Genomic DNA, 23,975 nt, shown 5'->3' on the forward strand with positions numbered 1-23,975 from the left:
CCAACCGCAATCATCATAGCGTACTATCCTTGACAAAACAACGATTCTGCGATACCATGAGTGTAACGGATATAACTGAATTATATAATTACCATAAACAAAGGCAGGGGATAGGGATGGAGAATCAGTTTATACGGCATGAGCCATGTTTTGAGAGGATTTTGTTTGTCCTGACGCTGGACAGGAAGAAAATGAAAGAGCGGATTTTGATTGGGGAAGAACAGCAGATCCGCTTCCGTCTGAACGGGAGCCAAAACGCAGAGGTGCTTTGTGATATGACACGCCCACTGGGAACTTTTTTGATAAACTTTGAGCGTGACACGGACAGAGACTGGAACTTATACGGGCTTTCTCCGCTGCGGCAAGCTCTCCACTCCAACCGATGGAAACAGCCGGAGCTGGAGCAGGCGGCAAGCGAATTTCTTTGGGAGAAATATCTTAGCAACGACCCTCTGAAAATGTATGTGGCGTTCCGTATCTGGAACAGCTATCTGCTTGCCAGAGAACCCCGTGACCGTAACGCTGCCTGTGACCGCTTCATGGATAAAATGAGCAGACTGACCGGGGTATTCCAAAACGAAACCATGAGCTTTGACAGGGAGACAGGAAAACCGAAACAATTTCAAGCTGGCAGCCTTTATTTCAAAGGCGCACCGTCAGAAGATACCCGGCTTGACCTCTGGTTCCCGGACAACCGGCGCACAGAAGAATGTGTGTCTGCCTATGCGTCCCTCTACCCGTTGATTACCTATTATCTGAACAGGCTGAATGACTGGGGGCTTTGCTTCCGGCGGTGCAAGGTCTGTGGAAAATATTTTCTGGCAAAGAGCCAGCGGTATGAGCTGTGCAGCGACAAGTGCCGAAAAGCACAGGCGCTTCAAAACAAGCGGGAATTTGACGAGAGGTCAAGAGAAAATAACTATGACCTGCTTTATAAAAATGAATGCCAGAACTGGCGCAACAAAATAAACCGGGTAAAAAATACCGCAGGCTTTCCGGCTGACCGTCTGGAAAAAATACAGGCTTCCTTTTCCGACTTTAAGAAAGAAGCCTTACAGAGAAAAAAGGCTGTAAAAACAGGAACGGCCAGCCCGAAAGAATTTACGGACTGGCTGTATCAGCAGAGTAATGTAATTGTTGAGCTGACCGAGATATGAAAAACTTTCTATCGTCAATTTCGCATTATTGCAATAACAGATTGCTTCTTCCATGAATGGTAATATTATCATCAAACTTTTGGAAGAACTATAAATGTCCGAGGTGCCTTTGATTTCGACAAAAAAACAGGCTGAATTGTTACAAAGCTCGGACATTTCAAAAATTTTTTGAGAAATGGCGAAAAAAGCGGGGCAGCACACGCCGCCCCGCCGATCCCATACGGTTATTCCATCGCCCGCATTTGTTCGATCAGGGATTGCTTTTTCTGTCTGCGGATTGTCCATACAGACAAGATCAGTTCCATTCCGAACAATACCAGAATGAACAGTCCCATTTCCAAAACCGGGAATTTGTAAGGCACTACATTTCCGGCAAAAGCTCCTATACTCATTTTTCTGCAAGCAAAGATGGAAGCCGGAAGCCCAACGATCAGCGTCGCCAATGTTGCAAAGAGCGCATAGCACAGCCCCTCACAGATGTTCATTTCACATAGCTGTTTTTGTGTTAGGCCGATAGAACGCAGAATACTGTTTTCCTGCTTTCGGGCTATCTGGTTAGAGAGTGTCGTATTGATAAGGTTGATAACGCCAAAGAGAAATACCAACCATGAAAGTATCTCCATACTGCCAAACGCAAAAGAATTTGTCATTTCTTCATATTCAATCACTGTATTGATTTCATCTAAGGCAATATTACTATGGCTGGCAACAATATTTTTCAATTCAGCTCCCACATAGTCCGTTTTTTTCGGATCGTTTACAATGCTCCATGAATAGTCGAAAGAAGCGATTTCCGGGTGCAGTTCATGGAACAATGCTTCTGGTGCGAAAAAGAGTACTCCATCGAGGGCCAGTTTTCCATGCCCGGAAGGCGTCTTGTTGGAATCAAACAATCCTGATACAGTGACGGAAACAGGCGGTTGCCCCTCTCCAAAATAAAAGTCAACTGTTGAACCAACACCCATATCCTCATTCTGCTTTAGCACATTATAGTCAATTACAATACTACGGGAATCTTTTGGCATCGTTCCTGCTGTCAGAGCCGCTTCAACTGTTGCATAATTCTGGTCGGTCAGCATATCACACATACCACCGCTTTGGTAAATGTCCGTCTTAAGGGTTGCATAGAGAGATTGTCTGCTTGGAATTATATCTGTAACACCATCAATAGATAAGATTTCCTGTTTTAATTCTTCATTCAACGGATTTCCCGCTGCCATAACCTTTTCTTCTGTCATTTCAGAATCCAAATAAATTTTATAGTCGCCGTCCGGGAAAAACCGTCTTGCAAGCGCCTCTGGAGAACGCAGCAAAACAATGGAGGATACCACAAGCAGAATAATTCCGCCCAAACTCAATGAGGCTACAATAGCAACGGTCTTTTTTCGGTCACGCTTAAAATTCGCAATTCCCATTGAAACAGGATTGAGCTTGATATTCTTTTTTCGGCTTCGGATGTCCTTTTGTGCCGGGGTAAAACGGACGGCTTCAATCGGGGAAATCCCTGCCGCAATTTTTATCGGCTTACGGATGGAAACAGATACCATGATCCAACTGCTTATGAGTGTCAAAATAATCGTTGCCACATAGGAAACAGCATTAAATCCCTTGGGAAACAAAAGAAAACCGCCGCATACGCCCAGCACTGTACCAATCAAAATTCCGATACTGCCAAGTTTGCGTCCCTCCCGCTTTACAATCCGCTTGATTTGCTTTGGCGTTGCACCAATCGTCCGAAGCTGCCCGTAGCTCTTGATTTTGTCATTGATGGAGATACGGAAGATACTCTGGATCACAATGTAGCCGCCAATCAGAACAATGGCAATCACGCCAGCCATCAGTGCAAGATCAAAGGATTTAGAGACATAAGCAAAATATTTGCTGTTCATTTTGGGCATAGGAAGCTGATATTCCTCTGTAATCTCCCTGCAATAAGAGGTCATCAGTTCTTCGTCCAACTTGACTCCGTTTTTGAAATGAGCATAGGCGCGATAGCCAGCCGGATCAAACCTATTCCATTCGGTCAGTGCAGCTTTGGAAAGAATGATCGCGCAGGTATTTGCTTCTTTCTCATTTACGCTGTCCATAATGCCAGTAACGACATAATCACCATGAAAACTTTCGGTATCTAAGGTCACAGTGTCCCCGATTTTAGCGTTATTTCCATAGGTGGAAAGAAAGTATTCGCTTACGACAACTTCATTTGCCTTTTCAGGAACCCGACCCTCTAACAGATTCATTTGTGCCTTGGCAATCTCCATCATTTGCGCGTCGCAATACACATAGGACGCATGATAGCCCTGTTCCGAAAGTTCCTCACCCAGCATATAGTAGCCGCCTACACGCTCAAACTCCGGCACTCCTTTTAAGTTTTCAATATCGTTTTCCTCTACACCTCGCCAGACCGCCTCATAAGTATCGAGAACCTGATTGCGCTGCATTTGTGTCAGGGAAGTAGACACTATTCCTGTAAAGCAGATCAGAAACGCCGCCAGCGCAACGGCAATCACCACCATCAGATTCCGGCGCTTCTCGCTTTGCAAACTTTTCTTTGCCAGCTTCTTTGTAATGGCGCTGGTATCATTCTCAAAAGGCCATGTCATAGCCTGCCACCTCCTTATTCCACAATCTTTCCGTCCTCAATGCGGACAATCCGATCTGCAAGGCGGGCAATGTCGTCATTGTGCGTAATCATCACAACAGTTTGCCGAAACTCCGCACTGGTGCGCTTGATAAGCCCCAGCACCTCGGCGCTGGTCTTGCTGTCAAGGTTGCCGGTCGGCTCGTCGGCCAGCACGATAGCCGGTTTGGTAATCAAGGCGCGGGCGATAGCCACACGCTGCTGCTGTCCGCCGGAAAGATTGTTCGGCATATTTTTCAGTTTATCTTCCAGCCCCAGCAGGTGAACGATCTCGTCCAAAAACTTCTGATCCACCGTGTCCCCGTCCAGCTCCACCGGCAGGACGATGTTCTCATACACATTCAGGATGGGAACAAGGTTATAGTTCTGGAAGATAAAGCCGATGTTGCGGCGGCGAAAGATGGTGAGCTGTTCGTCGTTCATCTTCGACAGTTCTTTGTCCCGGACAATCACATTGCCGGAAGTAGGGGTGTCCAGCCCGCCCATCATGTGAAGCAGGGTAGACTTGCCGCTGCCGGAGGTTCCCACAACGGCCACAAATTCGCCGTCATTTACGGAGAAGTTCACGCCGTCAAGGGCGCGGGTGATGTTCGGCTCTGTGCCGTAATACTTTTTCAGGTCGATAGTCTGTAAAATGCTCATAAAATTCAATCCTTTTTTTGTTTGTTGTAAATGCGGAACGATGCTGCGCCGGTGGCCGCCAACTGCACCAGAATCAGCACAGCGAACAGGCCGAAGCTCTCATAGTAGAACAGTTCATCCCAAAATAGGAGAACATCACAGAGAGCAGTCAAGGCAACCGTCCGGCGGATGTGCCGGGCCAGCCATTGCCGGAACACCAGCACAAGGGCAACGGGCGGGACGATCAGCAGCGCCAGATTCAAAATCAATGTCGGGGGCAGTTCCATTGCGTCGCCTCCTCACTTTTGTTGATAAGGGTATTGTAAAACCCAAATGTCCGCGAAATGTTACAGCGGCCAAAAAATTTCATTGAAAATCGGGGTGAAATGTTACAACGCTCGGACATTTCAAAAAAATTCACGGCGGACAGCCGGAAATGGTCGTCCGCCGAATCATACTACACAATCTTTTAGATAGATTGATTGTGAAATAATTTCAATCCAATCACCACATCTATCATAAGTTCCACAATGAGAATTATACTAATGGCAACATTAAAATTACATAGGTTATATAATCCGATATAGATTTCACAAGTAAGAAATACAACTTGCAGACACAAATTTAAGTATGTCACTAAATGCTCGTTAGTTCTATTCCACAATCTAAACAGGAACATTGTAAAAATAGGTTTTCCCGTAAAAGCAAAAAGCACTGACAATACCGGCACCAAAAATACATAGTAAGAATCTACTGCATTGCTGGGGGATGTACCTACCCATTGAATTGCTATTTTATCAGGAACAACGAAAAATAAAACAATAGATAAAATAACATTGATTATTAAGATGATTGTTGTTGCTTTGCAAAAATTGATTTTTTTCATGGTGTTTTCTCCTGTTATAAGTGTGCTTTATTTAGTCGGCAACATAATGGAAAATTCCGAACCCTTGCCCGGCTCCGAAACCACTTTGATATAGCCGCCCTGCCGTGTTACGATCTCGCGGGCCAGATACAGGCCAATGCCCACGCCCTGCTGTTCGTGTACTTCTTCCTCACGATAGAAGCGCCGGAAGATGGCGGCCTGATTGCTTTCGGAAATGCCCTTGCCGGTGTCGGCTACTTTGATTTCCACATACATTTCCCACAGCACCACCGACACAGCGATTTTCCCGCCTGCCGGGGTGTACTTCACCGCATTGTCTAGCAGGTTAAAAAGGGCTTCGGATGTCCACTTGCTGTCATGGAAAACGGTCAAATCCTCCGGGCAGTCCACGGACACGACGATTTCCTTTTTCTCTGCTGCATACACAATTCCACTCATGGCCTGTGCCACGGTATCAAAGAGGCGGCCCGGTTTCTTATCCAACTGGATCACGCCCGTTTCCAGCCGGGAAGTTTTCACAAGGGCCTGAAAGAGAAAGTCCAGCTTATCCGTCTGGCTGCGGATTCCCCGGATAAAGTCGGTGCGCTCCGCCTTGGTCATAGGCTTTTCCAGCAGCGTGTCCGTCGCCATTTTCAGATTGCTTACCGGCGTTTTCACTTGATGGGAAATATCCGATACAAGGGTCTGTAACTCCTGCCGTTCCTCGTCCACCCGGCGGCGGTTCTCCTGCATGATCTGATAGAGCCTTGCCAGCCGGTGTCCAATTCTGGCAAGCTGGGTTTCGCTGTCCTCTGGCCGCTGGGGCGCTTCATTTCCGGCGATCATGTGGTCTAAAGTCTGGCATAGGTCAGCGGTAAACTGCGACAGCCGCTTTCCAAACGCCTGCGTCAGTACAAAAATCCCCACAAGGGCGCACAGCAGCAGCGCCCCGCCCGTCAGCAGCACCGCCGTCTGTTTTGTCACAAGAAACAGGGCTATGGTGATCCCGGACATGGAAAGGACAAGCCCCATTGCTACCCGGCCAAACAGCCGCTTTACCGAGAGGTTTTGCAACTTCATTTTGCCTCGCCTCCCGTCCATTGATAGCCCATGCCGTAAACAGTTTTGATGTAGGGCGCGCCGCCGTCGGATTCGATCTTACTCCGAATCCGGCTGATGGAGGTTGTCAGGGTGTGTTCGTCCACAAACTTCTCGTCTATATCCCACAGCTTTTCCAAAAGCTGCCCACGGGTCAGCACTTGCCGGGGATTTTTACGGAACAGGTTCAGCATTTTGTACTCCATCGGGGATAGGGTCAGGGGCTTGCCGTTTAAGGAAGCCGTCTGCTCCGAGAAGTCCAGAAACAGCCGCCCGTCGTCGTAAATGTCCTTGGCCGGTTTGTGGTGTTCCAGCATGGCGAACATGGCTTTGATTTTTCGCTGCAAGGCCCCGATCACAAAGGGCTTTGTGATGTAGTCCACCGCGCCCACCTCATAGCCCCGTATCTGGTCGCTCTCCTGATCGTTAGCGGTCAGGAAAATCACAATGGTGTCCGGGTGCTGGGGCTTTATCAGTTTGCACAGCTCAAAACCGTTGCCGTCCGGCAGGTTGATGTCCAGCAGCACTAAGTCAAATTCCCGCTGGCGTATGGCTTCGGCTGCGGTTCTGGCGTTTAGGGCAGAAGTCACGCCGTAGCCGTCTGCGGTCAGGTTATAGGCCAACATCTTATTCAAAAAACTGTCGTCCTCGACAATTAAAATCTGCTTCATATCCTCACTTCCTTTTCTTTTTGCAAATAGTATAACAGGCAAATGTCCGAGAATTGTTACAAGGACAAATATATTTATCATTTTACAGCTTTTTTCTGTGTACTGCAATTTTATAAAAGAAAGGACAGCAGTATCAAATTGCTGTCCTTGCGGTTTATTATAGCTGGTAGTGTATAAGCGTGGGTTCATCATATTTGATGTGGTATCTTTAACTATGGGAAACTCCAGTTTCCCATTTGGAAATTGTTTTGTCTGTGACTCCCAGCTTATCAGCAAGCTGTAATTGTGTCATTTTGTTTCTTTCACGTAATTCTTTAATTATGGTTCCTGTAACATATTGGTTCATAATATCTACCTCCATGTGCAGATTCTATAACAAATTTGACTTTTTGAGTACCTACGCAAAGTAGAGTTTCCTACGCTGATAAACTTCTTTCTTATAATTATTGATTTTTTATGTTCATAAAAATTAACAAAAGTACGCTGTTTTATCAATTTTTATTTACTTTATAAGCTTGACATTTTTATTTACTTTATAAGCAAAACTTTCTCCTCAACCAGATTTTTTATATTTGATTAAGGAGACTAATTTTCGTTTATAGGCAACGCCAAACTTATTTTTCTTCCAAAAACTTTTCTATTTTATCCCAATATACTTCCATCGTCTCATCCCCGCCACAATATATCTCATGCTTCGTTCCGGGCATGTAGACATATTCACAGGGAGCTACACCGCGCTTTCTGATTTTCGCTGCGAATTTCTGAAGTGCGCGGACGGATATGAAATCGTCTTTTTCGGCCTGGAAAATGAGCAGAGGAGACCGGAGTTTCTTCCAGCCGTGGTATCTTAAATACCAGCTCATTTTTATGGCTGCTTTCAGCCAGCCATAGGATGGTGCACAGGTCTGGAGAAACTGTTTTTCTTTTCTCAGGTCGTTGTACCTTGCAAATTTAGATTCGGAGGTGCCAGCGCTGGTTTGGAAGGTATCGGTTCCGTCGTAGGGTTTCTGGCCTAAGACATAGGACTCTTCCTTTCCTAAAAGGCATTCTGCATTGGCGATCAGTACGGTCAACGGCCAGGGCACACCTCCGGTGAGCGGTTTGATCATAGGCGAGCTTAATATCACTTTATGAAAAAGAGTGGGTTCCCAGGCTGCGGCGATTACGCCGATTGCACCGCCCATGGAGTGGGCCAAAAGGTTCACGGGCAGCTTCGGGTATGCCCTTTTGATTTCGTGGCATACTTTCAAAAAATCCCTTACATACCGCTTCCAGATATCAATATGTACCAATGAAGGATCTACTGTCAGGCGGTAGCTTTGGCCGTGTCCCATATGTTCTGGCATGTATACGTGATAGCCAGCCTGTAAAAAATAGTAAATCATCTCCTCATATTTTGGCGCACCTTCTGTGAAGCCGTGGCTGATTACAACCACCCCTTTTGGATCATCTGCCAGATAACGTTTCACATGGATTTTTCCTATAATTCCATTTTTCTCATGGTAAATGTCTTCTGCTCCTGGAATGTACCCATCCTGGCAATGAACCTTTAAATAAGGTTCCACCTCATTTTTCATAGTATCTGAATATTCGTTTTCCTGTATTATTTTCATTTCAAAACTCCCCTTACAAGCAGCTTATAAAATCATAAAAAACAATCATCACGATTCACACATTCCTGATAACACAACTCATTCAAAAGTATCTTTGAAAAAGGTGTACTGCGACATGTGTTACAATTTACGAGAGTCTTAATACTTTATTACTATCCCCCAATAATCCCATTAATCTTCTTCTCATTATAAAACACCAGAATAATTCCGCCCACCATACAAAACACCGCTGCGCCAAAGGCTGCGATTCTATAACCAGTTCCCTCTCCTGCTCCAATCGTAGAAACAGCAGTAAAGATCAGCATGGAAAGACTCTGGCCCAGTTTGAATGCAAAGGTTCTTGCCGCATAAAACATTCCTTCCCTGTTGCTTCCGGATGTGATGGAATCACTCCGGGCGATATCTGCCACAACCGCCTGGGGCAAAATTCCAAAAATTGCCATCGGCAGCGCTGCCACCACCGTCAGGATCAGTCCCTGTACGGTTTCCGGAATAAAGCTCATTTTTCCCATAAATCCTGTATAGAAATAAGCCAGACTGAATACAGCAAATGCAAATAGGATCATCTTTTTCTTACCCAGCTTCGGGGTAAGCTTATTTACCGGAATGTAAAATACTAAAGACAATGCTGTCATCCCCACAAAATACAGGGTTGTCATCGTCTCCGGCAGCTTCAGAAGGCTGGTTACAAAGAAAGGCAGACCTGTCTGGAACATGGTAAGGGCGATCCAGTAAAAAATATCGGAGCCAACAAATTTACAAAATTCTCCGTTCTTAAACGTAGCAGTCAGGGAGCGAAAAGCGGATTCTTTTGCCGGAACTGTGTCCACGTAATCCTTTTCCCGAATGCAAAATACCGGTACCAGCATGCAGATAAATGCCACCACTGCCATCAGCGTGAAGGTGACACGGATGGCGCCAACACGTCCAAATGCCGGGATAAATGCACCCCAGATAGTTGGTGCCAGGTATGCAACTGCAGTTCCTGCAATGAATGTAAAGGAAATCACCGTAGAAATGTTAAGCCGCTCCTGCTGAGTATGTCCCAGCTCCGGAATCAAGGCATTATACGGTGTGCAATAAGCTGTAATGGAAAGGTAATAGGCCAGAACCATCACCAGCAAAAACGCTGCATTGAGCCAGCTTTTCTCATTAATCGGGGACCAGAACACCAGCACTGTGGAAAGTGCCAGAGGCAAGGACGCCCATTTCAGGAATGGAATTCGCCGTCCATCTTTGGCTGTACACCGGTCCGACCAGGACGCGATCATAGGATCTGTAAAAGCATCAAAAATTCTCCCGAAGGCTGTGATTCCTCCGATAATAGTGAAAATGCCAAGCACCACCAGTCCCTGTGGAATAAATACGTTCTGCCCCTGGCTGATGGCGGTTTCATCTGGCTGATAAAAATACACAAGCCAGTTTGAAATGATTCCGGACAACATTGCCCATCCAAACTGACCTGCTGCAAACTGCCATATTTTTGCTGTTGTAAGTTTCTTCATCACGTACTTACCTCCTGCTTCTTTATATAATGATAGTATCATTTTTGTGCCCGCTTCACAATATACGAATCATTACTATTGCACAATTTTAGCATTCCACAGCTACTTTGATCACTCCATCTCTCTTATTTTCAAAGAGCTCATACGCTTCCTCAATTCTGCAAAGCGGATAAGTATGTGTGAGCAAAGGCTCTGTATCAAGCCTGCCTTCTGCAATCAGCTTCAGTGTTTCCTCGCAATGACAGCCATCCACTCCGCCGGTTTTAAATGTAAGATTCTTGCCGTACATATCCGGAAGAGGCAGTATCTGGGCTTTATCATAAAGTGCTACCACAGTCACAATTGCATTTGGTCTTGCGCATTCCCATGCCAGACGAAATGTAGCTTCCGCTCCTGCAACCTCAAGAACCACATCTGCTCCTCCATGCTCACTGTTAGCCAACATAAACTTCTTGCATTCTTCTGGTGATACAGTAAGGACCTGCGGATAATGTTCCTTAATAAAGCCAATACGCTTTTCGTCTTTTTCGCACATAATGATCCGCTTCGGTTTCTTCAGCATCACACAAAGCAGCGTACAGATTCCGGTAGGACCGGCTCCGATGATCAGCACCGTATCATCTTCTGTAATCTGGGAAATATGTGCCGCCCAATAGCCTGTAGCCAGAACATCTCCTACCAGCAAAGCCTGCCTGTCAGTAACCTCATCCGGAATTTTGTTAAGCCCCTGATCTGCAAAAGGCACCCGCACGTACTCTGCCTGACCTCCGTCTATGCGGCAGCCAAGAGCCCAGCCCCCATTTTTATCCGTGCAATTATTAACATAGCCTTTTTTACAGAAAAAGCATTCCCCACAAAAAGTTTCCACGTTTACCGTTACTCTGTCTCCCGGTCTCACATTTGTTACACCACTTCCAACTTCTTCTACAATTCCTACCATCTCATGACCAACTGTTATCCCCGGAACCGCACGTGGAACACTTCCATGTTTGATATGAAGGTCACTTGAACAGATGCTGGCAAGAGTTACCTTTACAATAGCATCCCTGTCATCTATAAGCACAGGCTTAGGCTTTTCCATTAATTCAAATTTTCCTTTTGAAACATATGTATATGTCTGCATTTTTATCTCATCACTTTCTAAAAAGATTTTTAAGCATTCACTGTCTGCCATCCGTAACTTTCATAGTAGATATAAAAACAAGTGAACTAAGCAACAACATGTAAGGATACAGCAGCATTGGAAGTATATCAAATGCACTGACCACTTCTCCTAAACTGGCTGCAGCAGAAACAGCAACCAGCATTTGCGCTCCGTACGGTAAAATCCCCTGAAAAATACAGGAAAATGTATCCAAAATAGAAGCCGCTTTTCTGGCGCTGATACCGTAATCCTTTGACATTTCCTTTGCAATCGGGTTCGCCATAACGATCGCAACTGTATTATTGGCAGTTGCAATATCCATTAACCCAACCAACAATCCCATTCCCAAGAGTCCGCCTTTTTTTCCTTTAAACACTTTCTTTATCCAGTATAATAAAGCGGAAAATCCACCGTACTCCTTGATCAGGGCACAGATTGCAGCTACCAGAATCGCAACCATACTGGTTTCAAACATCCCTGCAGCACCAGTTCCCATATTTCCGATCAGGTCTGTTGGTGCTATCATTCCTGTTGCAATCATAATAACTGAGCCACTTAGAATACCTGTAATCAGTACGAAAAATACATTAAATCCGATGATACCACCTATAAGAACCAGAATATAGGGAACGGTCTGTATTAAATCGTATTTTTCTTCGATAAATCCACCATTATAATTTTTCACAGACAAAACCAGCAGAATAACAATGCTGGCAATGGCAGCCGGCAGTGCAATAAAGAAATTTTCCTTAAATTTATCTTTCATTTCACAGCCTTGTCCATTACATGCGGCAATGGTTGTGTCTGATATAAATGACAGATTATCTCCAAACATGGCGCCGCTCATGACAGAACCAATACAAACCGGCAGTGCAAATCCGGATACCCTTGCTACTGCAACTCCAATTGGAACGATCAGTGTAATTGTTCCTACAGAGGTACCCATTGCAAGAGAAACAAAACAGCTGACCACAAAAAGCACAACAACTGCAAACTGAGGCGGAACCAGTGACAAAATAAAATATGCAACACTGTTTGCGGATGTTCTTCCGACTATACCTACAAAAATACCTGACAGCATAAAAATTATGATCATTGTAATAATGTTAGGATCACTGATTCCAATCCCCATAACTTCCAGCTTATCATTCAATTTAAGCTCGCGGTTCTGTATACAGGCAACAAGTAATGCAACCAGAAATATTACAACAACGGGGATTTTATAAAATCCCATCTCGATATCCAGGCCATACTCAAATAATATGCCAAGCCCCAGATACAAAACAACAAACACTACTATAGGAAGCAGTGCTTTTCCATTTCTTTTTTCATTTTTCCTCATCCTACATTTTTCTCCTTCTTCGTTATAGTACTAATAGTACCATTTTTGTGCCGGCTTCACAATAGCACGTCAACTGGATATTTTACATAAAAAGTCCCGGCAGGCTTCTGCTTCTGAGCGCTCAAACTCAGGTAGTATGAAACCTGCCGGGAAGTTTTATTTTCATCAACCTAAAAACTACAGCTTGCTGATAATCTGTCTCTTATATTCCAAAAATTCTTCTGACAATGCAAAATCCGCTGCCCTTGGTTTTCTCTCCTGGATCACGATCTCATCTTTGATGGTTCCAGGAGTTCCGTTCAGGATGTAAATCCTGTCGGACAAAAGAATGGCCTCGTCAATATCATGGGTGATAAACAAGGTGGACAGATCAATATGCTGCATAACCTCCAGATACCACTTATGCACACTGGCCTTGGTCAGCGTGTCCAAGGCACTGAAAGGCTCATCCAGAAGGGCAACTCCGCTGGAACTTAAATAAGTTCGAAGCAAAGCCGCACGCTGTCGCATACCGCCGGACAGCTGGCTTGGATACTGATACTGGGTGCCTTCCAGACCAAATTCTGCAAAAAGCGGATTGGCCTTTTCCCTGGCTTCTGCTTTCTTCACGCCTTTCAGTACAAGTGGAAGTGCTACATTGTCGATCACTTTCTTGTGAGGAAGGAGAAGATCCTTCTGCAGCATGTAGCTGATGCTTCCAGGTGTGGAAGTCACATCCTGATCTTTCAGATAGACCTTTCCTTCATCAGGCGGGATAATACCGGAAAGCATATTGAACAATGTGGTCTTTCCGGAACCGCTGACTCCCAGAAGGGAAACCAGCTCACCCTGCTCCAGATGAATGGAAATGTCCTCCAAAACTTTTTTTTCACCGTATGTTTTTGAAATATGTTCTGCTCGTAAAATTACTTTATTTTGTTCTGATGACATATTCGTTCCTTATACACAGCGCTACTTCCATAACCAGTTCCATTTTCCGCAATAATTGGGGTAAATTTGCCTGACAGAATAGCTCTATGCGTTAATTTCTTTCTCTTTCATTCCTTACTGTGGAAGATACTCGTTAGAAAATCCGACTCCAGTAAGATCCTTGTCGCAAAGCTGGTTCTCATACAGCCATTTGTAGAATGCATTCCATCTGTCTGCATCAATTACGCCCCAGCTTTCTGCATCGTCAATGTATTTTGTGGAAAGGAATTCCTGACTCTTCTTTACAAGATCTTCAGCATCCTTCAGAGAGCCTGTATTATCGCCGTCAATGAGGATCTGTGCTGCCTCATCCGGATTCTCTGCTGCAAACTCATATCCCTTTGCAGTTGCTTCCATAAATGCTTTCGCCTGATCCGGATTCTCAGCAAGATAGTCGTTATTTGCAATGATAACCGGTGTGTAGTAGTCAAATACAGGATTGATATCAGAGAATGCAAAATAGTCGCAGTCTACACCTTCTACGTCAGCATTGATTCCGCCCCAGCCCTGGAATACCCAGATGGCATCCGTCTGATTGGCAGCAAGTGCTGCAGGCTCATCTGTAATATCATTAGGGATCAGGGTAACCTGACTGAAATCTCCGCCGTCGCCGTTTACAACATTTTCCAGCATAGCAAGCTCGATTGGGGAATCCCATGTGGAATAGGTTTTTCCGGTAAGTCCGGCTGGTTTATCAATTCCGTCACCTTTTCGGGAAAGGATTCCGGAGGTGTTGTGCTGAATGATTCCTGCAACTGCTGTGATTCCAAGAGGCTCGTCAAGTGCAAGGGAAGCAGCCATGGTATCCTGGGCCTCGATCGCAAACTGAGCCTGACCTGCTGCGCACATAAGGGCTGCCCCATTTTCCGGTGGCTGAACGATTTCCACATCAAGACCAGCTTCTTCGTAGTAGCCTTTTGCCTGTGCTACATAAAGTCCGGTGTGGTTGGTATTCGGTGTCCAGTCCAGGCAGAATGTGATTTTCTCCTGTGCACCATCTTCTGCGTATACACCTGTAGGAACTGCAAGCACCATAGCTGCCGCTGCAACTGGTGCGATTACTTTTTTCAGATTCTTATTCATGATTTTTCTCCTTTTCTACCTGCAGCCATGGCATTGTGATCCGGCTGACAATATTTACTGCCAGAAGAAGTAAAAGGCTGATGATCACAATGAAGATAATGACTGCAAACATTTTATCAAAAGAATATGCTTTTTTTACACGGGTCATATAAACACCAAGTCCGTTAAATCCACCCAGCCACTCAGAAACAACTGCTCCTACAACTGCATAGGAAGCAGATATTTTCAGCCCGGAAAAAAACTGGGGCAAAGCACCTGGAAATTTCACATGGCGGAAAATCTGTGCCCGGCTGGCTCCCATGGCCTTCATCAGACGAATGGCATCCGGATCCACACTTTTATATCCATCCAGCAGTCCGATTGTAATTGGGAAAAAAGTGGTGATCACAACCAGAGTGATCTTCGGTGCCATTCCAAACCCCATCCAAAGCACCAGAATTGGCGCAATGGCAATGGTCGGTATGGTCTGTGTAATGATCATGATCGGATAAAATGCCTGATCCATTACACGGAACCGATCCATCATAGTTGCAAACACAAATGCCAGCGCGATTCCAATGAGAAGTCCGTAAAAGGATTCCAGCAAAGTGAATTTCGCATGGAAAAGTATGGTTGGCAGATCGCCAAACAGGGCTGTCAGCACTGCTACCGGAGATGGAAGCATGTAGGATGGAACAATTCCCGAAATGCTTACCACTTCCCAGCCAAGCAGAATCACGGCCATGGCTGCAATTGGAGGTATCTTACTGGTGATGTTTGGTAACTTTCTTTTCAATGGTAAGTACATCCCCTTCTGGTTTATATGCAATTTTAACATATACGCTCATAGCCTTGCAGCCTGCGCGCTCAGCTACATGCTGACACTCTTTTACAATATCCATCAGCTGGTCGTAATCACCTTCAATGGTGGTCTCAAATGGTCCTACATAATAGTTCAGACCAGTGGATCTGATGTAGGCGATCACCTCGTCTACAATGCGGATAACTTCCTCTTCATCCTGTACATTTGGCAGTACCTGAATTGCTACACTTGCGTTCATTTTCTTTTCCTCCTATTTTCTGTCCCATAAACGGGACTTTGCGTTAAAAATCGAATAAGAACCATTCTTGAAACTGTGACGGAACTGAACAGGCTCTGTCAGTCAGTATGAAAAAAGAGCACCTGCCATCCAGACAAATGCTCCTAATTACATCGTTAAACACTTCCTACACTGGCATGATCCAACAGGTTAAAAGGGTCTAAGGACTACCTTACTCTCAGCTTCTCAATTGAAACTCCCCTGGTCTTTATTCAGATTTCGTTGCTTATTATAATACACCTTTCTTCAAATTACAAGAAACTATTTTTATCTCAATTATATTTTACATACCCTTAACAGAATTGTACTGCTCGCAGTCTGACCAGCACGCTCTAATTAATATTCCCATTTCATCAGAATTCGTAAAAAAAATCTCCCTGCATATCACAGTTATTTCCTGCAGAATATATAATAAATCTACAGATTCTCAAAGGCAGCCTGAATACTGTCATAGTGCAGGAATTTTCCCTGGGCTGCAAATTCCTTGATCTGATTCAGAGTGGCAAACATGTGGCCGTCTGTCTCTTCTTCCTGAAGGTGTAGATCTTCTTCTTTCACATCCATCACAAAGCGGTAAACATCTACGAAATAGTTGTCTCCCTCCCCTGGATTCTCTCTTTTGTAAGTAAAAAGATAGCCGCCCTGCGCACCGCTTACATCAAGGCCTGTCTCCTCTTTCACTTCGCGGAGTACAGCATCATAAGAAGATTCCCCTGCCTGTGCTGCACCGCCGGAAACTTCCCACCAGCCTGGTGCCCAGGCTTTTGTCATCACACGTTTGGTAATGAGAAACGTACCATCTGGTCTTGCCACTACTCCAAGTACGGTGAGATGGTATTCCCCGTCTTTTAAGCACCAGTCGTTTCGCTTCATGGTACGGCCTGTAGGTTTCTTGTTAATATCATAGATGTCCCAGAATTCCAATTTTTATCACTCCTGTTATATGTTTCTCTTGTATATTTTTATATTATGATTATTTTGCGAATATTGTTATCGAATATAATAATTCATCTTTTCTATTTCAGAAGTTCCTCCACCATCTCTCTGGTATACTCTACCTTCTCTACATGGTTGACCTCGATCTGATACAGTGCATTTGCCGCAATGTGCTCTGCTGCCTGCTCCAGATCACGAATACCTGAAGTATTGGAATAACGCTGGATGATTGCCTCCAGCGCCCCCTCTGTGATAATGCACTCACTCTCTTCCATATGCATTCTCTTAAGAACTTTCGGAAGAGAGAATCTGGAAAAGATTACTTTCTTCTCCTCAGCTGTATAATCCGGAATATCAATTACTGCGAATCTGGACATCAGCGGTGCACTGATCTGGTCACGGTCATTTGCAGTAGCAATTGGATAAACACCGCCAGTTGGGATCATACACTCCATATAGTTATCTGTAAATCCAAGATTGTCCAGAAGGGTAAGAAGTACGTCTGCCGGATTTCCATTTCCTTTGCCGGAATTTGCCTTATCAAGCTCGTTAATAATAAATACCAGATTAGAGGCACCAGCCATGGAAAATGCCTCCATAATAATTCCGGGCTTTGCATTTGCGTAAATACGGGGGCTTCCGGTAAGCTGCTTAGAGTCGTTAATTGAGCTCATGTCCAGCGTAGTCCACGGAAGTTTCAGGATTCTTGCAACTGCATAGGCTATCTGGGATTTGCCAGTACCGGCAGGTCCGATCAGAAGAAGTCCGTAGGCCGGAAGGGTATGTGTACGGTTGATCTGGATAATCGTCTCAATAATACGTTGTTTCACACGCTCCATTCCATAAAGCTCTTCATCCAGGATTCTCCTTGCCTCAACAGGATCGATTGCTTCAAAATAATTGTTCTTCCACTGGATATTCAACATAATAGAAAGAGCCCTCTGTGCATGATGGCGCTCTTCCTGAGAAACTTCACTGGATCTTGCCACTGCCAGATTTCTTCTGGTCCAGAGTCTGATATTATCCGGCAGTGTTTTGCCTGCGCAGGTCATAAAATCGGTAATACTCTGAATGCTGGTAAGCTTCATCTCATCACCGTTTTCCTCCTGTTCCTCATCCTCTTCTGCCTCAGCAGGTGCATTACTCTCCAGAAGTCTCTCAATCATAAACTGCAGAAAGCCATCCTCTGCAGAAAGCTTTGTGCCGCCGCCAAAAGCAGTTTCGCGAATGCGGTATACCGCATATCCGTCCTCCCTGTTAGTACCAGACAAACGTACATTGATCCTGCTGTCTCCCAGCCATTTCAAAAGACTGGTAAATCTGGAATCAATTTTCACCACATCTGCTGTATGGTTACCGTCTTCTTCCTTAAAATCAAAAGCAGTACGGTTTACCGGATTGGTAAACACACCGCATGAATGATGTTTCCACTGTCTCTCTTTATTGTCAAGCACCATGATCGGCTGCTCCGGTGAAGGCTTCGTATGGCTGCTGTGAAATGTTGTGTAAGTACACTTTGCCTCCGCTTTGCTTGCAGAAGCACCGCTGAAATCAAATACTGGCATAGCTTTTTCCTCTTTCCTGTGTATTTAAAGGGATATATTTCTCTAATTTCTCTTACCTACTATAACAACATTTTTCTCTAATGTCCAGAATGAGTTGGCCTGTTTCATAATTCAGCATTGTCTTGTATTATTGTTCACTTTGTGACCAGTAACTATCTTATTTTTTATATATCTTGGCATTTCTTAGTTTTTTACAAAAAATCTCTTGCCAAAATGGAGAAATTCGTGTATTCTATTATACGGACTACTTTTCAACAATTTGATTTTCACTTAACATTTGATATATATTTCTGATTTTTAGTGCGCAGACACCATAGTCCCTCCCAAAGCTTCTAATGGAATACTGCAATCTAAAAATAAAAGACTCCCGGGCGCTCTAGAGCGTGTCTGAAAAAGCTTTCTGTAAGATTTTTCAAACAGGCTCAAGTGTTCCGGGAGTTTTTCTATTCAATTATGCCAGACTTAACAGCTGCTTTCCTTCTGTCAGTCTTTCTTCAAACTGCTCATAGAAATCTCTGCCCACTTCATATGTTTTCATATAAAAACGATTCACCACATATAAATTCAGATTTTTGATCAGCTGGGCATCTGTGGCATTATAAAGAACCTCCTGCACATCCAGCAAAAAATAATGCCAGTCAGCTACAAACTTTTCATACTGGCGAAGATCCGGAGTGTCGATCCATTTCTTTACCTTGATCTTGCTCCGGCTTGTCTTCTTACATTCATGGATCTGCAGAAAATACTTAAATCCTCCATTTTCATAGAAACGTCCCAATGGGAAAAGTCTGCAGAACCCAGGACGGAAGTCATGAATGCTGCACCGTCCCTGTTCATTCAGGAAAACACAGCATTGGTTTTTTCCACTCATGCAAAGATGAGGCAGAATATTCCCATCCATGGCATCGAACTGGATCAGCCCGGTGCTTACCAGTTCCTGTGGTGTTTTTCCCAGATTCGTACACAGACGGTACACATCCATGGGATCCAGCACAACTGAGTCCCCCATACCCTCACAGCAGTCATGACAGCCCGCACAATCCTGACAGTCTGCCTTTACCATATCGTTTAATTCATAAAGTCTTCCGTCGGAAATCTCTTCCAAAGATACTTCTCGGCGCATATGCAAATTCCTCTTTCTTTTATTTTTTTGTAGACAAACATGGTTACGGTTCACTTCGCGATGCACTGAAATCATGCATTTTCAAGATTTCCCGCTGAGATTCCCCATTTTTCTGTAAACGATATTCACCAAAAACACCCCGCGGGACATTGCCAGTGAACAGTAATATAACATGCTGCCATCAACAGCATCTCCGTATTATCTATCCTCTGTATTTACAGCTTAATTCCAGACAATGCCTGTGCAAAAGCATTATTCACCGGCTCATTTGCCTCCTTCTGCTGCCTGCGCAGATAGTTCTGCACATCACGCTTGCCTACTCCTGCGCCCTCTTTCTGGCGTCTTGCCTGGAACGCGGAAAGCTTCTCCTTATAACCACACTGGCAGACAAACGTCTCTTCCTTACCTTTCACATACATTTCCATACGTTTATGGCATTTCGGACAACGGGCATTGGTAGTGCGGGAAATCGTTTCACGGTAGCCACACTCCCGGTCCTGGCATACCAGCATTTTGCTGTTTTTGCCATTGACAGCCAGAAGTTTTTTGCCGCACTGCGGACATACTTTATTTGTAAGATTGTCGTGGCGGAACGTGCCCTCCCCGGTCTTGATCTCATCTACAATTTCACAGGTATAGTCACGGATTTGGTGAAGAAAATCCCCCTGACGTATCCTGCCTTTTGCAATCTGGGAAAGCTTCATCTCCCAGTCAGCCGTGAGCTCAGGCTTTTTCAGGTCTTCCGGCACCAGCTCCAGAAGCTGTTTTGCCTTGGAGGTAATATGGATCTCATTGCCTTTTTTCTCCATCATAAAGGAATGGAAAAGTTTCTCAATAATGTCTGCTCTTGTGGCAACGGTTCCAAGCCCCCCAGTCTCTCCCAGGGTTTTCACCGCTTCTTTATCTCTTGTCTCCATAAATTTCACCGGATTTTCCATAGCTGCAAGAAGAGTTGCCTCTGTGAATCTTGCTGGCGGTTTTGTTTTTCCTGTATTTAAGGAAGTTTTCAAAATCTTTAGTCTGGTTCCGGTTTTCATCTCCGGAAGACGCTGGTCTTTCAGTTTTTTCTCATCATCCGCCTCATCTTCCAAATCATCATCTGCTCCGCCTTCGTAAACTTCCTTCCAGCCCATGCTCTTTATCACTTTGCCGCTGGCTGCAAAAGTTTCTCCTGCCGCTTTCGCCTCCATGGTCACCTGCTCATACTGGCTTGCAGGATAAAGAACTGCAAGGAAACGACGGACAACCATATCATAAATCTTCCGTTCTTCATTTGTCATGTGGTCCAGCTGAACAAACTGTTCTGTCGGAATGATCGCATGGTGGTCACTGACCCTCTTATCATCCACAAAACTTCCATTCACCTGCACAGGCTTATTCATAAGTGCGCCAGCAAGCTTTCTGTACGGGCCGATTCCGCAGGCCTTCAGCCTTTCCTTAATAGTAGGAACAATGTCTTTTCCAATGTATCGGGAATCGGTTCTTGGATATGTGAGTACTTTGTGATTTTCGTAAAGGCGCTGCATAATATTCAGGGTCTCTTTTGCAGAAAAACCATATTTCAGGTTGGCTTCCCTCTGCAAAGTTGTCAGGTCGTACAGGCCCGGGGCCATAGTCTTTTTTGCTTTTTTCTCTACACTGGTTATTTCAAGAGCATCGTTCTCCAGCCTGCCTTTGATCTGCTCTGCCCTTTCCCTGGAAAAAGTACGGAAGCTCTTTGTTTTCTCATCTCTCCAGGTCCATTTCACATCCTGGGTCTCCAGAGAAATACCATAATATTCTTTTGGCACAAATTTGCGGATTTCTTCTTCGCGCTTTGCGATCATGGCAAGGGTGGGGGTCTGCACCCTGCCACAGGAAAGCTGGGCGTTGTATTTACAGGTGAGAGCTCTGGTACCATTCATTCCCACCAGCCAGTCTGCTTCTGCCCTTGCAACAGCTGCACGGTAAAGATTATCATAGTCATGCCCGTCTTTCAGATTGGCAAAGCCTTCTTTAATTGCTTTATCTGTGACTGAGGAAATCCACAGTCTCTTAATTGGCTTATGGCAGCCTGCTTTTTCCAGAATCCAGCGGGCAACAAGTTCCCCCTCCCGTCCTGCATCTGTGGCTATAATGATTTCTCCAATATCTTTTCGGAAAAGCTGAGTCTTTACTACGGAAAATTGCCTGCCTGTCTGGCGGATGACTACCAGCTTCATCTCCTTGGGGAGCATGGGCAAGGTCGCCATTTCCCATTTTTCATACTTTCTGTCATATTCTTCCGGGTCAGCCAGGGTTACAAGATGTCCAAGTGCCCAGGTTACTACATAGTTTTTGCCTTCGAGAATACCACCATTTTTCTGGTTTGCGCCAAGAACACGGGCAATATCTCTGGCAACGGACGGTTTTTCCGCAATTACAAGTGATTTCATGTATACACTCCTGATTATTTTCGTATTTGATGATGTCTGCTTAAGCAAACAGTGAAATCCTCTCCATAATTGTTAAGGAATAGTTACATTATAACACACTTCAGAAATTTTTAAGAATATTTTGTTAAAATTAATTTGTAAAACGATCCCACCAATGCTATTATGTAACCATAAAAGACAGAGAATCTACATCGCAAGGCTTCAGGTTCTTTGCCACAGAGCATGCCCCCAAATACTTTCCCTGATATGTGCTTCACAATTTATGGGAGATTTTGCAAACATGTTCTAAAAACCTAGGAGAAGTTATGTATTATTTTATTGTTAATCCCAATTCCCGCTCTGGCAGGGGACGTTCCATCTGGAATGAAATTCATCAGCAGCTTATGCTTCGGGGAATTGATTTCCAGTACTGCCTTACAAGATATTCCGGACATGCTGCAGAGATTGCTTCTGATGCCTGTGCTCTTGGCACTGAATCTGAGCCTGTATATATCATTGCAGTGGGAGGTGACGGCACCATTCACGAGGTGCTCACCGGCATCACCGATTTTGACCGGGTAGTCTTCGGATACATTCCAACCGGCTCTGGCAATGATTTCTGCAGAAGCATGAGACTCCCTTTTGATCCAATGGAATCACTGGAATATATCCTAAAGGCAGAGCATATCAGCAAAATGGATGTTCCTTACCTGCTCCGCAATAATAAGAAGTCCCGATTCGGTATCAGCACGGGAATCGGATATGACGCCGGCGTATGCCAGGAGGTTCTGGCAACGCCCTTAAAGAAGATATTCAATCGTCTTGGGCTGGGAAAGCTGATTTATCTTTTCATTGCATTGAAGCAGCTGATTTTTATTAATCCAGGAAAAATGACAGTGACCCTAGATGGAGAGAATACTTTTTCCTATGACCACGTATATTTTACAGCGGTTATGAATCAGAAATATGAAGGCGGCGGTTTTAAGTTCTGCCCGGATGCTCAGCCTGACGACCAGCTTCTGGACGTGATCCTTGTGGAAGGTATCCGTAAGATAAAGCTTTTATTTTGCCTGCCTACTGCTTTTTTCGGAAAGCATGTGGGCATCAGGGGAATACATATTCTCACCTGCAGCGATATCCATGTACATAGTGCGTCCGCTCTTCCCATTCATATTGACGGGGAATCTGGCGGAATTCGCGAAGATTTAACAGTTTCCATTGAAAAAAGCTCTTTAAAAATCATTTTACCTGTGGTATAATCTCTCACGATTTGGGGGATCCGGAATTACAAGACCGGTAACTCAGATTGGAAAAGGAGTGAAAAAGACTTGGTACAATTTATAAAAAAATACAGGCATGGTCTGATCATACTTGCGTATGCCATTGTTTATATGCTTTTTTTTGAGTATCTGGAGTGCAGGCCGGTATGGGGATTTCATGTGATCGACACTGTTTTTGATGATTACATACCATTTTGTGAGTATTTTATTGTCCCCTATCTATTATGGTTTCCGTATCAGATTCTCACAGTTTTATACTTTATCTTCAGGAACAAGAATAAAAAAGAATATTATCAGTTGATTTTCAATATGATGATGGGTATGACTGTTTTCCTGATCGTGTCTTATGCATATCCAAATGTACTGCACTTAAGACCATCGGAGTTTCCAAGGGAAAACGTGTTTACAGATATGGTAAGATGGCTGTATCGGACGGATACACCGACCAATGTTCTGCCAAGTATTCATGTATTTAATTCTCTGGCAGTTCATATGTCACTTACCAATTGTGAGGCGCTGAGAGACCACAAAGGGGTAAGGTATGGATCATTGATTCTTACATTACTTATTATCATGTCTACTATGTTCCTGAAGCAGCATTCCGTAATTGATGTGTGCTGTGGTGCTACGCTGGCGTTGTTTGGATATCTGTTTTTCTATCCGCAGAAGGCAGGAGAAGAAGCAAGTGGCATGGCAGTAGAGAGAATTGGACGGAATAATCGCAGGAAACATTATTAAACAAAACGCGCACTTCCAGAAATGGGAAGGCGCGTTTTTTTTAACAAAAATACGAGCGGCGACAACCGAATATAGATAAAATATGCTGCAAAGTGGGGCGTACAGATTGCAGGAATGATTTTTCAAACAGTCTCCAGAGCGCCCTGATCATT

The 23,975-nt window shown here is 44.5% G+C and carries 23 protein-coding genes and 1 riboswitch; of the genes, 4 read left to right on the plus strand and 19 right to left on the minus strand.

Features of this window, described 5'->3' with window-relative positions:
- The first annotated feature begins 116 nt into the window (after window positions 1-116).
- Window positions 117-1,157, plus strand: coding sequence for a DUF6076 domain-containing protein (locus AB5706_RS06010; RefSeq protein WP_008816376.1), 1,041 nt, complete (start codon window positions 117-119; stop codon window positions 1,155-1,157).
- 224 nt (window positions 1,158-1,381) lie between these two features.
- Here the strand turns inward: AB5706_RS06010 and AB5706_RS06015 are convergent, their stop codons facing one another.
- The 19 genes from AB5706_RS06015 to AB5706_RS06105 form a co-directional block, all read right to left on the minus strand.
- A complete protein-coding gene (locus AB5706_RS06015) occupies window positions 1,382-3,760 on the minus strand; it encodes an ABC transporter permease (protein ID WP_077326079.1) in 2,379 nt (792 codons plus the stop codon).
- Between the two features lie 14 nt (window positions 3,761-3,774).
- Window positions 3,775-4,440: an ABC transporter ATP-binding protein gene (locus AB5706_RS06020; protein ID WP_004611618.1), complete on the minus strand. Its 666-nt coding sequence runs from the start codon at window positions 4,438-4,440 to the stop codon at window positions 3,775-3,777.
- A 5-nt stretch (window positions 4,441-4,445) separates the two neighbouring features.
- The gene (locus AB5706_RS06025) at window positions 4,446-4,706 is read right to left on the minus strand and encodes a hypothetical protein (protein ID WP_306784319.1); all 261 of its coding nucleotides are present in this window, start codon (window positions 4,704-4,706) and stop codon (window positions 4,446-4,448) included.
- A gap of 182 nt (window positions 4,707-4,888) precedes the next feature.
- A complete protein-coding gene (locus AB5706_RS06030) occupies window positions 4,889-5,305 on the minus strand; it encodes a hypothetical protein (RefSeq protein ID WP_004611616.1) in 417 nt (138 codons plus the stop codon).
- Window positions 5,306-5,332: 27 nt separating this feature from the next.
- Complete coding sequence (locus tag AB5706_RS06035; protein ID WP_005361155.1) at window positions 5,333-6,364, minus strand: sensor histidine kinase; 1,032 nt, start codon at window positions 6,362-6,364, stop codon at window positions 5,333-5,335.
- Window positions 6,361-7,053, minus strand: coding sequence for a response regulator transcription factor (locus AB5706_RS06040; protein ID WP_055158531.1), 693 nt, complete (start codon window positions 7,051-7,053; stop codon window positions 6,361-6,363). Before AB5706_RS06040 ends, AB5706_RS06035 begins: the two co-directional genes overlap by 4 nt.
- 208 nt (window positions 7,054-7,261) lie before the next feature.
- On the minus strand, window positions 7,262-7,399 hold the full coding sequence (locus AB5706_RS06045; protein WP_173715620.1) for a helix-turn-helix transcriptional regulator: 138 nt from the start codon (window positions 7,397-7,399) through the stop codon (window positions 7,262-7,264).
- Window positions 7,400-7,667: 268 nt separating this feature from the next.
- Entirely contained in the window at window positions 7,668-8,666 is a 999-nt protein-coding gene (locus AB5706_RS06050; RefSeq protein ID WP_295260052.1) for an alpha/beta hydrolase, read from the minus strand.
- Between the two features lie 152 nt (window positions 8,667-8,818).
- Window positions 8,819-10,171: an MFS transporter gene (locus AB5706_RS06055; protein ID WP_368365942.1), complete on the minus strand. Its 1,353-nt coding sequence runs from the start codon at window positions 10,169-10,171 to the stop codon at window positions 8,819-8,821.
- An 88-nt stretch (window positions 10,172-10,259) separates the two neighbouring features.
- Window positions 10,260-11,294 (minus strand): alcohol dehydrogenase, encoded by a 1,035-nt coding sequence (locus AB5706_RS06060; protein ID WP_226837162.1) that lies wholly within the window; start codon window positions 11,292-11,294, stop codon window positions 10,260-10,262.
- 37 nt (window positions 11,295-11,331) lie between these two features.
- Window positions 11,332-12,657, minus strand: coding sequence for a Na+/H+ antiporter NhaC family protein (locus tag AB5706_RS06065; protein ID WP_195991405.1), 1,326 nt, complete (start codon window positions 12,655-12,657; stop codon window positions 11,332-11,334).
- Window positions 12,658-12,834: 177 nt separating this feature from the next.
- On the minus strand, window positions 12,835-13,587 hold the full coding sequence (locus AB5706_RS06070) for an ABC transporter ATP-binding protein (RefSeq protein ID WP_173715624.1): 753 nt from the start codon (window positions 13,585-13,587) through the stop codon (window positions 12,835-12,837).
- Window positions 13,588-13,701: 114 nt separating this feature from the next.
- The gene (locus tag AB5706_RS06075) at window positions 13,702-14,709 is read right to left on the minus strand and encodes an ABC transporter substrate-binding protein (protein WP_187566396.1); all 1,008 of its coding nucleotides are present in this window, start codon (window positions 14,707-14,709) and stop codon (window positions 13,702-13,704) included.
- Window positions 14,702-15,484, minus strand: coding sequence for an ABC transporter permease (locus AB5706_RS06080; RefSeq protein WP_118583866.1), 783 nt, complete (start codon window positions 15,482-15,484; stop codon window positions 14,702-14,704). Before AB5706_RS06080 ends, AB5706_RS06075 begins: the two co-directional genes overlap by 8 nt.
- Complete coding sequence (locus AB5706_RS06085; RefSeq protein WP_118583864.1) at window positions 15,453-15,749, minus strand: thiamine-binding protein; 297 nt, start codon at window positions 15,747-15,749, stop codon at window positions 15,453-15,455. Before AB5706_RS06085 ends, AB5706_RS06080 begins: the two co-directional genes overlap by 32 nt.
- 145 nt (window positions 15,750-15,894) lie before the next feature.
- Window positions 15,895-16,001, minus strand: a riboswitch (TPP riboswitch).
- Window positions 16,002-16,205: 204 nt separating this feature from the next.
- Complete coding sequence (locus AB5706_RS06090; protein ID WP_173769749.1) at window positions 16,206-16,712, minus strand: NUDIX hydrolase; 507 nt, start codon at window positions 16,710-16,712, stop codon at window positions 16,206-16,208.
- Window positions 16,713-16,804: 92 nt separating this feature from the next.
- Window positions 16,805-18,289 (minus strand): AAA family ATPase, encoded by a 1,485-nt coding sequence (locus AB5706_RS06095; RefSeq protein ID WP_118583860.1) that lies wholly within the window; start codon window positions 18,287-18,289, stop codon window positions 16,805-16,807.
- A 451-nt stretch (window positions 18,290-18,740) separates the two neighbouring features.
- Window positions 18,741-19,412 (minus strand): YkgJ family cysteine cluster protein, encoded by a 672-nt coding sequence (locus AB5706_RS06100; protein ID WP_118583858.1) that lies wholly within the window; start codon window positions 19,410-19,412, stop codon window positions 18,741-18,743.
- 215 nt (window positions 19,413-19,627) lie between these two features.
- Entirely contained in the window at window positions 19,628-21,826 is a 2,199-nt protein-coding gene (locus tag AB5706_RS06105; RefSeq protein ID WP_215659751.1) for a DNA topoisomerase III, read from the minus strand.
- A 305-nt stretch (window positions 21,827-22,131) separates the two neighbouring features.
- Between AB5706_RS06105 and AB5706_RS06110 the strand changes: the two genes are divergently transcribed.
- From AB5706_RS06110 to AB5706_RS06120, 3 genes are all read left to right on the plus strand, one after another.
- Window positions 22,132-23,064, plus strand: coding sequence for a diacylglycerol/lipid kinase family protein (locus tag AB5706_RS06110; RefSeq protein WP_118583854.1), 933 nt, complete (start codon window positions 22,132-22,134; stop codon window positions 23,062-23,064).
- Window positions 23,065-23,133: 69 nt separating this feature from the next.
- On the plus strand, window positions 23,134-23,823 hold the full coding sequence (locus AB5706_RS06115) for a phosphatase PAP2 family protein (protein WP_215659748.1): 690 nt from the start codon (window positions 23,134-23,136) through the stop codon (window positions 23,821-23,823).
- A 75-nt stretch (window positions 23,824-23,898) separates the two neighbouring features.
- Window positions 23,899-23,970 carry a DUF6783 domain-containing protein gene (locus AB5706_RS06120; protein WP_368072542.1) on the plus strand — a complete coding sequence of 24 codons (72 nt, stop codon included), beginning with the start codon at window positions 23,899-23,901 and terminating at the stop codon, window positions 23,968-23,970.
- The last annotated feature ends 5 nt before the right edge of the window (window positions 23,971-23,975 follow it).

Origin of the sequence: Ruminococcus sp. RTP21484sp1_RTP21277st1_D2_RTP21277_210401 (assembly GCF_040924225.1) — a bacterium.
GTDB lineage: Bacteria > Bacillota > Clostridia > Lachnospirales > Lachnospiraceae > Blautia_A > Blautia_A faecis.